The sequence below is a fragment of the Bradyrhizobium sp. SZCCHNRI20481 genome, from assembly GCF_032485055.1.
Taxonomy (GTDB): domain Bacteria; phylum Pseudomonadota; class Alphaproteobacteria; order Rhizobiales; family Xanthobacteraceae; genus Bradyrhizobium.
In genome coordinates, this window is record NZ_JAUEUE010000010.1 from 240,364 (window position 1) to 254,273 (window position 13,910).

The 13,910-nt window shown below is 66.6% G+C and carries 12 protein-coding genes; 7 read left to right on the forward strand and 5 right to left on the reverse strand.

The features are described from left to right. Positions 1-13 precede the first annotated feature (13 nt). Complete coding sequence (locus QX132_RS18270; RefSeq protein WP_315737331.1) at positions 14-1,138, forward strand: fatty acid desaturase; 1,125 nt, start codon at positions 14-16, stop codon at positions 1,136-1,138. A 283-nt stretch (positions 1,139-1,421) separates the two neighbouring features. On the opposite strand, the gene QX132_RS18275 is transcribed toward QX132_RS18270, so the two are convergent. Both QX132_RS18275 and ilvD read right to left on the reverse strand, forming a co-directional pair. Then, positions 1,422-2,387: an amidohydrolase family protein gene (locus QX132_RS18275; protein WP_315737332.1), complete on the reverse strand. Its 966-nt coding sequence runs from the start codon at positions 2,385-2,387 to the stop codon at positions 1,422-1,424. 216 nt (positions 2,388-2,603) lie between these two features. Next, positions 2,604-4,445: a dihydroxy-acid dehydratase gene (gene ilvD, locus QX132_RS18280; RefSeq protein ID WP_315737333.1), complete on the reverse strand. Its 1,842-nt coding sequence runs from the start codon at positions 4,443-4,445 to the stop codon at positions 2,604-2,606. Positions 4,446-4,768: 323 nt separating this feature from the next. Between ilvD and QX132_RS18285 the strand changes: the two genes are divergently transcribed. Both QX132_RS18285 and QX132_RS18290 read left to right on the forward strand, forming a co-directional pair. Continuing rightward, a complete protein-coding gene (locus QX132_RS18285) occupies positions 4,769-5,134 on the forward strand; it encodes a copper resistance protein CopC (protein ID WP_315737334.1) in 366 nt (121 codons plus the stop codon). A gap of 2 nt (positions 5,135-5,136) precedes the next feature. Next, entirely contained in the window at positions 5,137-6,795 is a 1,659-nt protein-coding gene (locus tag QX132_RS18290; protein WP_316162246.1) for a copper resistance D family protein, read from the forward strand. A 6-nt stretch (positions 6,796-6,801) separates the two neighbouring features. Here QX132_RS18290 and QX132_RS18295 read toward each other — a convergent pair whose 3' ends face one another. Further along, on the reverse strand, positions 6,802-7,308 hold the full coding sequence (locus QX132_RS18295) for a DUF3455 domain-containing protein (protein ID WP_316162248.1): 507 nt from the start codon (positions 7,306-7,308) through the stop codon (positions 6,802-6,804). A 99-nt stretch (positions 7,309-7,407) separates the two neighbouring features. Continuing rightward, positions 7,408-8,622, reverse strand: coding sequence for an NADP-dependent isocitrate dehydrogenase (locus QX132_RS18300; RefSeq protein ID WP_315759047.1), 1,215 nt, complete (start codon positions 8,620-8,622; stop codon positions 7,408-7,410). Between the two features lie 300 nt (positions 8,623-8,922). On the opposite strand from QX132_RS18300, the gene QX132_RS18305 reads away from it, so the two are divergent. The 4 genes from QX132_RS18305 (at position 8,923) to QX132_RS18320 (ending at position 12,787) form a co-directional block, all read left to right on the forward strand. Beyond that, complete coding sequence (locus QX132_RS18305) at positions 8,923-10,122, forward strand: TrmJ/YjtD family RNA methyltransferase (RefSeq protein ID WP_315737338.1); 1,200 nt, start codon at positions 8,923-8,925, stop codon at positions 10,120-10,122. Between the two features lie 301 nt (positions 10,123-10,423). After that, complete coding sequence (locus QX132_RS18310; RefSeq protein WP_315737339.1) at positions 10,424-11,206, forward strand: hypothetical protein; 783 nt, start codon at positions 10,424-10,426, stop codon at positions 11,204-11,206. Between the two features lie 207 nt (positions 11,207-11,413). Continuing rightward, positions 11,414-12,532, forward strand: a complete 1,119-nt coding sequence (locus tag QX132_RS18315; protein WP_315737340.1) for a DUF2336 domain-containing protein — start codon at positions 11,414-11,416, stop codon at positions 12,530-12,532. A 39-nt stretch (positions 12,533-12,571) separates the two neighbouring features. Then, positions 12,572-12,787: a hypothetical protein gene (locus tag QX132_RS18320; protein ID WP_315737341.1), complete on the forward strand. Its 216-nt coding sequence runs from the start codon at positions 12,572-12,574 to the stop codon at positions 12,785-12,787. Positions 12,788-13,024: 237 nt separating this feature from the next. On the opposite strand, the gene QX132_RS18325 is transcribed toward QX132_RS18320, so the two are convergent. Then, complete coding sequence (locus tag QX132_RS18325) at positions 13,025-13,705, reverse strand: TetR/AcrR family transcriptional regulator (protein WP_315737342.1); 681 nt, start codon at positions 13,703-13,705, stop codon at positions 13,025-13,027. Positions 13,706-13,910 lie beyond the last annotated feature (205 nt).

The following is a 13,910-nucleotide window of genomic DNA, read 5'->3' on the forward strand; positions in this document are numbered from 1 at the left end:
CCGCGGTCTCGCCATGCGCGATCGCCAAGAACACAAGGTGGAGACGACATTGCAGTTCGATCAGCCAGTCGCGATGGCGATTGTGCCGCCCAAGGACCGCGCCACGCTGCGCGCCGGCGATAACGAGGGCCGCGCCGCGGCCGATGCCCGCTACTGGATGCAGATTCTCAGCAGCTACCGCACGCCAAACCGCCTGCGCAGCGTGACCGAGCTGGTGATCACCGCCGTGCCGCTGGTGGCCCTGTGGACGGCCGCCTGGTTCGCGTTCTCGCTCGGCCATGCCTGGGCTTCGTTGCTCATCGCGATCCCCGCCGGCGGTTTCCTGGTGCGTCTGTTCATGATCCAGCACGATTGCGGCCATGGCACCTTCTTCGCCGGGCGTCAGGCGAACGACTGGGTCGGCCGTGTCCTCGGCGTGCTGACCCTGACGCCCTACGACTGGTGGCGGCGCACCCATGCGATCCACCACGCCACCAGCGGCAACCTCGATCGGCGCGGAATAGGCGACATCGATACGTTGACCGTGCGGGAATATCAGGCGCGGTCAGCCTGGGCGCGGCTGCGCTACCGGCTGTACCGCCACCCGTTGGTCATGTTCGTGGCAGGGCCTGCGTATTTGTTCTTCCTGCAGCACCGTCTGCCGTTCGGTCTCATGCGGGCCGGCTGGTCGCCCTGGATCAGCACGATGGCCACCAATTTCGGCATTGCCTTGGTGGTTGCCGGGCTGATGTGGCTCATCGGCATCCAGGCGTTCCTGGTCGTGCATCTCCCGATCATGCTGCTCGCCGCCATGGCCGGCGTGTGGCTGTTCTATGTCCAGCATCAGTTCGAGCACACCGTCTGGGAGCGGGACGAGCGCTGGACGATGCAGCAGGCCGCGCTCTACGGCAGCTCACACTACGACCTGCCGGGATGGCTGCACTGGCTGACCGCCAATATCGGCATCCACCACGTCCACCATCTCTCGAGCCGGATTCCCTATTACCGGCTGCCGGTCGTGCTGCGCGATCATCCCGAACTGCGCGAGATCGGCCGCATCACGCTGCCGGAGAGCCTGCGCTGCGTCCGGCTGGTGCTGTGGGACGAGTCGCAGCGCCGGCTGGTGTCGTTCCGCGAAGCCAGGATGGCGAGGCGCTAAAGCCCCGGGAATCGTAGGGTGGGCAAAGCGACGCCGTCAGGCGGCGCGTGCCCACCGACGGCGCCGGTGCGTGACGGCGGTGGGCACGGCGCGCGATACTGCGGTGCAAGCCGAGATCGCGGTGGAGCGCGCCTTTGCCCACCCTACGATTGCTTCGCTGCGCCGCTGCGCTCGCAATCAAAGTATGTAGGGCGGATTAGCGGAGCGTAATCCGCCAACGGGCGGCGTAGCATCGTGCGGCGGGTTACGCTGCGCTAACCCGCCCTACGGACTGACAACGCCATCAAAACCCATACAGCCGCGCCGGATTGTCGACCAGGATCTTCTTGCGGATCGCGGCGTCTGGAGCCCACACCGGGAGCTGGTTCATCAGCCGGCCGTCGTCGATCGGATAGAACGGCCTGATATCCGTGACCTTCAATTCGGGATGCGGCGACGAATCCGGGTGGGGCCAGTCGGTGCCCCAGACGATGCGATCGGGGTTGGCTTCGATCAGGGCCTTCGCGAGCGGGATCACGTCCGCGTAGTCGGGGCCGCGGGTCGAGGCGCGATAGGCGCCGGAGATCTTTACATAGGCCTTGCCGCTGCGGACGAGCTCGACCAGATCGGCAAAGCCCGGCTGCCCGAGGCCGAGATCAGCCTGCGCGCCGCCGAAATGATCGAACACGGCCGTCACGGGCGATTGCATCACGAGGTCCTTGATGGCCGCGATCATCGCCGTGTTGGTGTAGAGCTGGACATGCCAGCCGCGCGCCTTCATCCGCTCGACCGCGACATGGAAGCGGGCGCGGCCGACATTGGGGTCGTTGATGCCACCGGTCGCGAGATTGAGGCGGATGCCGCGGAAGCCCTCGGCATGCATGGCATCCAATTGTGCCTCGGTGGTCTTGTCGTCGATGACCGCGACGCCGCGCGCGTCATTGCCGCGCGCCTTCATGCCGTACAGCGTCGCAGAGTTGTCGGTGCCGTAGACGCTCGGCGTCACGATCACCACGCGCTGGATATGTAGAGCCTTGTGCAGCGCCGCCATCTCGTCGGGCAGGGCCGGCTCCGGCGTGTAGACCCGGCTCGCCGCAAACGGAAATTTTTCGGGGTCCCCGTGGATGTGGGTGTGGCAGTCGCAGGCCTGTGGCGGCACGTCGAAATCGACCGGGGTCGAAGGTTGCGCCGGCTTGGCGCGCGCGGCTGTCGTGGTCATCGTCACTCCGGCGGCAAGCGAGGCGAGCAGCAGGCTGCGGCGGTTCAGCATGGCGATCCTTCCCAGGGCTTGGCGCGTGCATTGTGGCTGACGCGCTCATTGTCGATGAAGGGAGCCTGAACCCGCTGTCGTCAGTGGGCAAGAACGAAGTGCGGCATCGCTGTTCGCAGGACGAGAGCGAGACGAGGAAGTCTATGGTGAGGCCGCGGCCGCCGGCCGCAGCAACCGGTCGGAAAGGACCGGTGCTGCCGACCGAACAGATCGGTCTTACTCCTTGACGATGCGCACCGCGCCCTTGGCGGCGCTCGACGCGAACGCCGCATAGGCTTTCAGCGCGGTCGAGACCTTGCGGGCGCGCGTCTTCGGCTTCCAGGCTTGATCGCCCTTCGCCGCCATCGCTGCGCGCCGGTTGGCGAGCTCCTCATCCGACACTGCGAGATGGATGGTGCGGTTGGGGATGTCGATCTCGATGCGGTCGCCGTCCTGGACGAGGCCGATCAGGCCGCCCTCGGCAGCTTCCGGCGAGACGTGGCCGATCGAGAGCCCCGAGGTGCCGCCGGAGAAGCGGCCGTCGGTGATCAGCGCACAAGCTTTGCCGAGGCCCTTCGACTTCAGATAGCTGGTCGGATACAGCATCTCCTGCATGCCAGGGCCGCCGCGCGGGCCCTCATAGATGATGACGACGACGTCGCCTGCCTTGATCTTGTTGGTCAGGATGGCTTCGACCGCGGCGTCCTGGCTCTCCATGACGCGCGCAGGGCCGGAGAACTTCAGGATCGAGGCATCGACGCCCGCGGTCTTCACGATGCAGCCGTCGCGCGCGATGTTGCCGGTCAGCACGGCCAAGCCGCCGTCCTTGGAATAGGCGTGCTCGATGTCGCGGATGCAGCCTTTCTCGCGGTCGAGATCGAGCTCCTCGTAGCGGCGGTCCTGGCTGAAGGCGACCTGCGTCGGCACGCCGCCGGGCGCGGCTTGATAGAAGTTCTTCACGCTCTCGCTCGCGGTCCGGCGGATGTCCCAACGCTCCAGCGCAGCCGCCAGCGAAGTCGAATGCACGCTCGGCAATTCCGTGTGCAGCAGGCCGGCGCGGGCGAGCTCGCCGAGGATGCCCATCACGCCGCCGGCGCGATGCACGTCCTCCATGTGCACGTCGGCCACAGCGGGCGCGACCTTGCACAGGCAAGGGACCTTGCGCGAGAGGCGATCGATATCCGTCATGGTGAAGGGGATTTCCCCCTCATGCGCGGCCGCGAGCAGATGCAGCACGGTGTTGGTCGAGCCGCCCATCGCGATGTCCAGGCTCATCGCGTTCTCGAACGCCTTGAAGTTGGCGATGTTGCGCGGGAGCACGGACGCGTCGTCCTGCTCGTAATAGCGGCGGGCGAGGTCGACGACGAGATGGCCGGCCTCGACGAACAGGCCCTTGCGGTCGGCATGGGTCGCCAGCACCGAGCCGTTGCCGGGCAGGGACAGGCCGAGCGCCTCGGTCAGGCAGTTCATCGAGTTCGCCGTGAACATGCCGGAGCAGGAGCCGCAGGTCGGGCAGGCCGAGCGCTCCATCACCTCGACATCCGCGTCCGACACCTTGTCGTCGGCGGCGGTCACCATGGCGTCGATCAGATCGACCTTGCGCAGCTTGCCCGCGATGTTGACCTTGCCGGCCTCCATCGGGCCGCCCGAGACGAACACGGCCGGGATGTTGAGCCGCATCGCGGCCATCAGCATGCCAGGGGTGATCTTGTCGCAGTTGGAGATGCACACCATGGCGTCGGCGCAATGCGCGTTGACCATGTACTCGACGCTGTCGGCGATCAGCTCGCGCGAGGGCAGGCTGTAGAGCATGCCGTCATGGCCCATCGCGATGCCGTCGTCGACGGCGATGGTGTCGAACTCCTTGGCGACGCCGCCGGCCTTCTCGATCTCCCGCGCGACCAGCTGGCCGAGATCCTTCAGATGCACATGGCCGGGCACGAACTGGGTGAAGGAGTTGACGACCGCGATGATCGGCTTGCCGAAATCCTCGTTGGTCATGCCGGTGGCGCGCCACAGGCCGCGGGCGCCGGCCATGTTGCGGCCATGGGTGGAGGTACGGGAGCGATAGGCGGGCATGGCGGTTTCCTCAGGCGTTCCTCGGGATCAGGCAATGTTGGTCCGTGGGGCGGAAAGGGTCCCGACAACCGACGGACGGCAATGATGCGGCGAGGCATACAGCGAAGGGCTTGATGATTCGACCCTAAATTTCGCTGTTCCGGGATGCCCTCCGGGCAGGGCCGGGGCCTCGTGCCGCTCCCGCAGGTTCCGGCCGGCCCCGGTCACGCGTTTGTGGCTACGTCGGGAACAGGAAGGTCGCTTAGATTAGAACGGTCGAGTTTTGTTCGTCCCGGTCTTGTCCCCGAACGTCCCTGCCGCAGCTTCCGCCGCCCGCGCGTCCCATGCCGTCCGTCATCCGCTTCCGCCACCTGCCGACCCTTGCCGCGCTGCTTCTGGGCGTTCCCGGCGCCGCCTCGGCCCATGCCATCATCGTCTCGTCGCAGCCCGCGGCGGGCGGGACCATCGAGACGCAGCCGACACTGATCCGGCTGCGCTTCAACAGCCGCATCGATCACGCCCGCTCGCGGCTGAAGCTGCGCGCGCCCGACGGAGCCGAGCAGGCGCTTACTCCGGCAGCCGATGCGCCGGCCGACGAGATCGACGCCGAGGCCAAGGCGCTCAGCCCCGGCGCCTGGCATCTGCAATGGCAGGTGCTCAGCGTCGATGGCCACATCACCCGTGGCGACATTCCTTTCAACGTGCGCTAGCCGTGTCGCTGTTGCTCGACATCTTCGGCTATCTCTCGGTGGTGCTGCGCGGCCTGACCCTGCTGGCACAGTCCTTCACCATCGGCGGCTTGGCATTTCTGCTGTTGCTGCTGCGCCCGCTACAGCAAAGGCTGTCCGCTGACGCGATCGTGGTCGGCAAGCGCGGCCAGCGTTTCCTGCGCCGAAGCGCATTCGGCTGGTTCGCGGTCGTGCTGGCTTCGCTCGCAGTCAACATGGGCGCGCTGATCGGGACGCTCGACCTGTCGCTCGGCGCGGCGGCGAGCGCGGATTTCGCCCGCTCCGACATGGCCGTTGCCGCCTGCGCGCTCGGCATCGCGGTGCTCGCCCGGACCGGCGGTTGGGCCGCCTGGCGCGTCGTGGCGCTGACTGTGCTGACCGTCTCAGCGCTGCTGCTGCAGCTCAACCTGACGCACGCGGCGAGCCGGCTTGAGGTGCGCTGGCCGCTGCTTGCCGCCGACTTCCTGCACATGCTCGGCGCCGGCGTCTGGATCGGCGGCCTGCCGTATTTCCTGATGGCGCTGAACGGCTGCAAGGCGGATGACGATCAGCGCCTGATCGGGCGGCGCTACTCGCTGATGTCGATGGTCTCGGTGGCAGCCATCGTGATCGGCGGCACCGTGATGGCGATCGCCTATCTCGGCGCGTTCGCGGCGATCTACGGCACCGCTTACGGCGTGATGACCTCGGCCAAGGTCGCGATGCTGCTGATGCTGCTCGCGCTCGGGGCGGCCAACTTCTTCGCCGTGGAGCGGCTGCGCCGTCGTGATCCCATCGCACCGCTCTCGCGCATAAGGCGCTTCGTCGAGGTCGAGCTCGGCATCGGGCTGACGGTGCTGCTCACCGCGGGCTCGCTGACCTCGCTGCCGCCGGGCATCGATCTCAGCCAGGACCGGCTGAGCTGGCAGGAGATCGTCGCGCGCGCCGCGCCGCAATGGCCGCGGCTGACGAGCCCCTCGGTCGACCAGCTCACGATCTCGCAGCTGCAGGCCAGGATCGATGCCGCCGACGCGCAGCGCGTGACCGCGCCGCAGGCCTATGTCCCCGGCGAGGGCGTGATCCTGCCGCGCAGCGCCGCCGACATCGCCTGGTCGGAATACAACCACCATTGGGCGGGCATCTTCGTCGTGCTGATCGGCGTGCTCGCGCTGATCGAGCGCTTCTCCTGGGGCCGCTGGGCCCGGCACTGGCCGCTGTTGTTCCTGGGGATGGCGGCGTTCCTGTTCCTGCGCGCCGACGAGATGGCCTGGCCGCTCGGCCCGATCGGCTTCTTCGCCTCGTTGCGCGATCCCGAAGTGGCGCAGCACCGGCTGTTCGTGGTGCTGATCATTCTGTTCGGCCTGTTCGAATGGCGGGTGCGGCTGCGCGGGCAGGCGGCGGGCCGGGCGGCGCTGGTGTTTCCGCTGACGGTCGCCGCCGGCGGCGCGCTGCTGCTGACCCATTCGCACGCCATCGCCAACATCAAGGATCAGCTCCTGATCGAGATGAGCCACACGCCCTTAGCGCTGTGCGGCATCACCGCCGGCTGGGCGCGCTGGCTCGAGCTGCGCCTGGACGGCCGCATCAGCCGCGCCGCCGCCTGGGTCTGGCCGGTGGCCTTCGTGCTGGTCGGGCTGATCCTGCTGGATTATCGCGAGGCGTAACGAGCCTCACTCCTTCCGCAGGAACACGTAATCTGCGGAATAGGCGACGCTGCGGAATTGCCCGCCGGTGTCGCAGGTGCCTTCCAGCTTGCCGCCGGCGGTGTTGATCCGCTGCACCGTGGTGACGTCGGAGAGCACGCCCTGAGCGCCGCGGTGAGAAATGACGGCGAGCTTCAGCCAGGGGATGTCGTTGTCGGTGGCGCCGATGGCGGTGCCTTGCACCCGGCCGCCGACGATCGAGCCGTCCTGGTGCTCCCAGCTCGGCCCGGCATAGTGCCGGCCGACGGTCTTGCCGTCCGCGAACAGGGTGGCAATCGGCTCACGGAAGGTCCAGGCGAGCTTGCCGTCCTTGTCGGTCTTGCAGTCGTAGACCTGCGCGCCCTCGGCATGCAGCGTCAGCACGGCCTTTTCGCCGGCGGCGACCAGCGCATCGGGAATCGTGGTCTCTGCGGCGTGGGAGGAGCCGATCTGGGCCCCGAGCAACAGCAGGGCGAGCGATGAGGTCAAGCGCATGATCAGGTTCCTCGACGGCAGGAGTGAAACAGAAACGGGCCGCGCTTGTGGCGCGGCCCGTTGATAGGTGACGAAACCAGAAGGCGAAAGTGGGGAAACTTACGCCGCCATCGCCTTGGTGAGGTTTTCCGCGATCTTGTCGAGGAATCCGGTGGTCGACAGCCAGCGCTGGTCGGCGCCGACCAGGAGCGCGAGGTCCTTGGTCATGTAGCCGGACTCGACGGTGTCGACGCAGACCTTCTCCAGGGTGGCGGCGAACTTCGCCAGTTCGGCATTGTTGTCGAGCTTGGCGCGGTGCGACAGGCCGCGGGTCCAGGCGAAGATCGAGGCGATCGAGTTGGTCGAGGTCTCCTTGCCCTTCTGGTGCTCGCGGAAATGGCGGGTCACCGTGCCGTGGGCGGCCTCGGCCTCGACGGTCTGGCCATCCGGGGTCATCAGCACCGAGGTCATCAGGCCGAGCGAGCCGTAACCCTGGGCCACGGTGTCGGACTGCACGTCGCCGTCATAGTTCTTGCAGGCCCAGACATAGCCGCCCGACCACTTCAGCGCCGCGGCGACCATGTCGTCGATCAGGCGGTGCTCATAGGTGATCTTCTTGGCCTCGAACTTGTCCTTGAACTCCTTGTCGTACACCTCCTGGAAGATGTCCTTGAAGCGGCCGTCATAGACCTTCAGGATGGTGTTCTTGGTCGACAGGTAGACCGAATAGTTCTTGGCGAGGCCCATGTTGAGCGAGGCGCGAGCGAAATCGTAGATCGACTCGTCGAGGTTGTACATCTCCATCGCGACGCCGGCGCCCGGCGCCCTGAAGACCTCCTTCTCGATCACGGTGCCGTCGTCGCCGACGAACTTCATCGTCAGCACGCCCTTGCCGGGGAACTTGAAGTCGGTGGCGCGGTACTGGTCGCCATAGGCGTGGCGGCCGATGATGATCGGCTTGGTCCAGCCGGGGACCAGGCGCGGCACGTTCTTGCAGATGATCGGCTCGCGGAACACGACGCCGCCCAGGATGTTGCGGATGGTGCCGTTCGGCGACTTCCACATCTCCTTGAGGCCGAACTCCTTCACGCGCGCCTCGTCCGGGGTGATGGTGGCGCACTTGACGCCGACGCCGACCTTCTTGATCGCGTTGGCGGCATCGATCGTGATCTGGTCGTTGGTCTTGTCGCGGCTCTCCATCCCCAGGTCGAAATACATCAGGTCGATATCAAGGAAGGGGTTGATCAGCTTGTCCTTGATGTACTGCCAGATGATCCGGGTCATCTCGTCGCCGTCGAGCTCGACGACCGGGTTGGTCACCTTGATTTTTGCCATGATCGATGGGGCCTCTTGGGAACAGCGCGCCAGGAGTGGAAAGCGCTTGTGAAATCAAGCGCGTCATAGCACTGCTGCACCGCGGGCGGAAGCGCAGCCGGTATGCGCCCGGTGCTGATTTTCGCAGCCCGCTCATGCGGTGGGCAACGGCGGCTACCGGCCGGCCTGCAGGTTCGAGCAAACCCTAAAATTCTTGGCTAAGCCGATTATTTTGCTTGAGAATTCTCCCCGGTCAGGTCAACGGAGCGGGCAGGGCGCGCCGCGGGCGCTTCAACCGGATTCAGAGGGCGAGGATTGAGCGTGTCGGGCACCGACAAGACCAAGGTGGGATTGGAGATTGCAGGCCCGGTGGTGATCCTGGTCGAGCCGCAGCTCGGCGAGAACATCGGCATGGCCGCGCGCGCCATGGGCAATTTCGCGCTGTCCGAGCTGCGCCTGGTCAATCCGCGCGACGGCTGGCCGAACATCGCCGCCCAGCGGGCTGCCGCCGGGGCCGACCACATCATCGATCATGTCCGGCTGTTCGACACCCTGCCGGAGGCGATCGCCGACCTCGACCTCGTCTTCGCGACCACCGCCCGCGCCCACGACCAGGCCAAGCCGGTGATGGGACCGGAGGCGGCCGCCCGCGAGATGCAGGGCCAGATCGCCGCTGGCGGCCGGGCTGGCATCCTGTTCGGCCGCGAGCGCGCGGGCCTGACCAACGAGGAGGTCGCCCGCGCCAACCGCATCGTCACCTATCCGGTCAATCCAGGCTTTGCCTCGCTGAACCTCGCCCAGGCGGTGCTGCTGATGGGCTATGAATGGTTCAAGCTGGTCACGTCAGGCTCGCTGCCGTTCGCGATGCCAGAGCGCTCCGAGCGCGCCTCCCAGGATCAGATGGAAGCGTTCTTCGAGAACCTGGTGCGCGAGCTCGACCGGGTCGAATTCCTGCGGCCGGCCGAGAAGCGCGAGACCATGCTGGTCAACCTGCGCAACATCTTCTTCCGCATGGAGCCGTCGCGGCAGGACATCCACACCCTGCACGGCGTGGTCATGGCGATCGCCGAGGGGCGCAAGGGGCCGGCCAAGGGCGGCGTGCTCGACAGCGAGCAGGCCACGCGTCTGCGCGCCCTGATCGCCGAGCAGGGCACGGTGGCGAACCTGCCGGATTCGCGCGGCTCGCTGCGCGGGCTGGCGCGGCTGCTCCGCCGCAACCCGACCGACGCCGAGCGCGCGCTGTGGCACGCGCTGTCGCGCGACCGCCGCTTCGCCGGCCAGTTCAAGCGCCAGACCCCGGTCGGCCGCCACATCCCCGACTTCGTCTCTTTCATCCACCGCCTCGCCATTGAGCTGGTGGGCCCCGGCGAGAGCGAGGGCGTCGTCGCCGACCGCAGCGCGCGACGGGCGTGGCTGGAAAGCCGCGACTACCGCGTCACCGAAGTGAAGGCGGCGGATGTCGAAGGGAATCTCGAGGCCGAGCTGGTGCGGCTGCAGGCGCTCATCGCCGAAGCGAAGTAGCTGACGGTCGCATTGCCGGCTGCACGGCGCCGCCTGCCACGCGTGAGCGCAATCGCCGATTGCGCCGTCGCGTGGCTCACACCGCCGTAGCAGTTGATCCAAACATCCAGGGCAGGCCGAGTCTGCGATCCCGTTTACACCGGCTGAAGGATGATTTGCGATCGCAATTCCAGATTGTGGTTTGCCCGATCGGTTTTGGTTAGATCGCAGCACAAAGAGCAAGACCAAGGGGGCATTCATGACTACGCGACGATGGCGCTCGTTTCTGTGTTGTGCGTTGATCATCGGTTCGATCTTCGGCTTGTCGGCAAGTGCCCACGCAGCCGGCGCGAAGCGGTGCACGACCGCGGCCGATCTCGGCGCCGAAGAGCGCATTGCCGGTTGCACCATGGTGATCGAGCACGGCAAGCCGGCGACGCCGCTGGTGATCGAGGCCCGTTTCGCGCGCGCCGGAGCCTATTTCCGCAAGGGAGACGTCGAGCATGCGATCGACGACTACAAGATCGTCATCGAGCAGTCCTCGGCCGGTCTTCTTGCCGCATTCGATCGCGCCGCTCCTGATCTGCGCGAGAGCGAGCCGCAGCCGGGGTCGGGTTTCGGGCGGGCGTTCGGGCGCAACGGCTACCGGGCGCAAGCCTATCGCGCGCTGGGGATCGCAAGCTTCCAGGCGGGTCTTCTGGAGCAGTCGCACGACGATTTCAGATGGCTCAGCGAGATCGATCCCCACAATGCCGATGCGGCCCTGTGGCTGGATCTGGCCCGCCGCCGCGCCGGCCTGCCGAGCGAGCTCGCCGACCACGCGAAGCGGCTCGACATGGGCAAATGGCCGGCCCCGATCGTCCGTCTCTTCCTCGGGCAGGAGACGACAGAGGCTGTGCTTGCGGCGGCCGACCGTGGTGCTCCCGCCACGCGCAGGGCACGGCGTTGCGAGGCGAGCTTCTTCGCCGGCGAGCTGATGCTCGACCAGAGTCGTGAGCGTGATGCCATGCAATTGATCGACCGCGCTCTCGCCGAGTGCCCGTGGACATCGCGCGAACGCTCGGTCGCCGAGGCTGAGGCGCGCGCGCTCCGCGTCATGCCGTAGGCGTCCTGCGTCGCTCGCGCGGCAAGAACGGATCGGCGCGGCGATCGCGCCGCGACCGGATCCCCGACCGCATGCTTAACGCCCACGCGCGCATTTGAGTGAAAATGCCCGGTCAAATCCGCACGGCGCGGGTTACGGAACGCTCGGGTTCGAACGCTATGATCTGCGCATTGCCCTTTCATCGTTGCAACTGTGCGGCCTTTCATCATGAACGAAACCAGATCGGTGTTGCGGGACCTCGAGGATGCGATTGCGCGGGGGACCGCCGACAGCCGCGAACGCGCGCTGTGGCATGCGACCGACCTGCTGATCGCGGGGCGCTACTGCGAGGAGGAGATCGCCACCTTCGGCGAGGTGATCGGCCGGCTCGCCGACGAGATCGAGATCGAAGCGCGCGCCAAGCTTGCGGATCGCCTCGCCAGGATCGAATATTCGCCGGCCAGCGTCATCCGCAAGCTGGCCTTCGACGATGAGATCTGGGTCGCCGGTCCAGTGCTGCGCGAGTCCGAGCGGCTCGATGACGCCACGCTGGTCGAGAACGCCAGCACCAAGAGCCAGGACCATCTGCTCGCGATCGCCGAACGCCGAACGCTCAGCCCGGCGGTGACCGACGTGCTGGCCACGCGCGGCAACCGCGACGTCGCCACGGCGGTGGCGCGCAATCAGGGCGCCCAGTTCTCCGGTGCCGGTTTCCTGCACATGGTCCAGCGAGCAGAGAACGACTCGATCCTCGCCGAGCATCTCGGCCGGCGGCTCGACATCCCGCGCCACCTGTTCCAGCAACTGATCGCCAAGGCCTCGGACGATGTCGGCAAGCGGCTGGCCGGGGAGCGGCCGGAGCTGCTTGGCGAGATCAGTAGCTCGGTCGCCAACATCGCCGGCGACCTGCAGTCGAAGTTCGGCCCCGGCTCGCGCAACTACTTCGTCGCCAAGCGCACCGTGACGATCCAGCACCGCCTCGGCAATCTGCACGAGAGCACCATTGCCAGCTATGCGACGGCACACAAGGTCGAGGAGGTGACGATCGGCCTCGCGCTGCTGTCGGGACTGCCGGTCGACGTGGTCGAGCGCGCCTTGTTCGACCGTAACCGTGAGATGCTGCTGATGCTCGCCAAGGCGCTTGGCTTTACCTGGGATACGATGATGGCGCTCGCCTTTCTCGGCGCCCGCGAACATCGCATCACGGCCGGCGAGCTGCAGGAGCTGGAGCGCGACTATGCCAAGCTCCAGTCGCAGACGTCGCGCAGCGTGCTCGAATTCTATCAGTCCCGCAAGAATCCAGGCAAAGGCGGCAAGGCGTCCGCGCCGCGCGCCGCGGCGTATTGAACCTGCAGCGACGGACGGAGGTGATCGCGGATGAGCGGCATGGGATTTCCTCTTCGCGGAGAGCAACGGCTCGGCCATCGCGAGGCGCCTGCGGACGGCGCGGCAGTCGATGCGGCCTGGCATGTGCTCGAAGCGGCCAACGAGCTCGGCGACGAGGCTGCGGTCGCCGCCTGCCGCCGCGTGATCGATTCGAGCCTGAACGGCGCAGTCGCGGATCAGGCCGACGTGAAGCTTGTGACAGACTACTTCCGCTAGTTCGATTGATGGCTTTGCACGGGGCGCTCCGCGGCGTCACGAGTTGACAACTCCGTCCTCCCCGTCCATTCCGCCGTCATTCCGGGGCAATCGCCAACGCGCTTGCGCGTTGGCGATTGAATCCGGAATCTCGAGATTGTGAGGAATGGACGCAAGACAAGATAGAGCTTCCAGGTTCAAGGCCTGCGGCCTTGCCCCGGAATGACGGTGGGTGGGACTCAGGGCGAGCAGGCCGCTTCACACAGCGGCGAGCTGCGTGTCCGGCTTGCCGAGGCGCTTTCCCGTCTTGTGCTTCGCCGGCTCGATCAGCGCCTTCGCGGCCAGCCCGGCCGTGTCCGCGACCTCGGGATTGCGTGACACCATCGCCGCCACGATCGCGCCGTCGATCAGCAGTGCGAGCTGATGCGAGAAGCTCTCCGGCTCGGCAGCGCCCATCTCACGGGCGAGCTTCTCGATATGCGCCAGCACCACTTTCTTGTGGCGCATTGCAATGGTGCGAAACTGCTTCTGGTCCTTGTCGTGCTCGCCGACTGCATTGATGAAGGGACAGCCGTAGAAGCGCTCCTCGCCGAACCAGCTCTTCAGCGCCGGAAAGATGCGTGCCAGCTTGGTCTCGGCGTCACCGCCGCCGCTCTCCATTTCCGCGATGAACCATTCACGCCACTGCTTGCCTTCGCTTTCGAGCACGGCTGTGACGAGCGCGGTCTTTGATCCGAACAGCTTGTAGAGCGTGGTCTTCGCGGTGCCCGCCTCACTGATGATCGCATCGATGCCGGTGGCATTGATGCCGTTCTTGCAGAACAGCCGCGTGGCGGCGCCGAGCAGACGGCCGCGCGCGGATTCGTCATCGCTGGCCGCGATCGTCCTTGCGATCGCCTGCTTCTTGCCGGTTTGTTTGCCCGCAGCTGACTTGCCCATGTGTACGAGCTTAATCGCTGTGCGCGTGAGTCAGCAAGGCTGCTGATGCGGTCGAGGCAGCGTTGCGCTCAATTTGATCGCTGAAGGCGGCATTCTGCATCGCACTTGGGCAGCGGCTGGGTCGTGGCGGGGCGCTGCTCGCCGCCCTGATCGCATAAGCCGCGAGGATCATTCCGGCTTTTGATTTTCGGCCTCTCTGGCACGC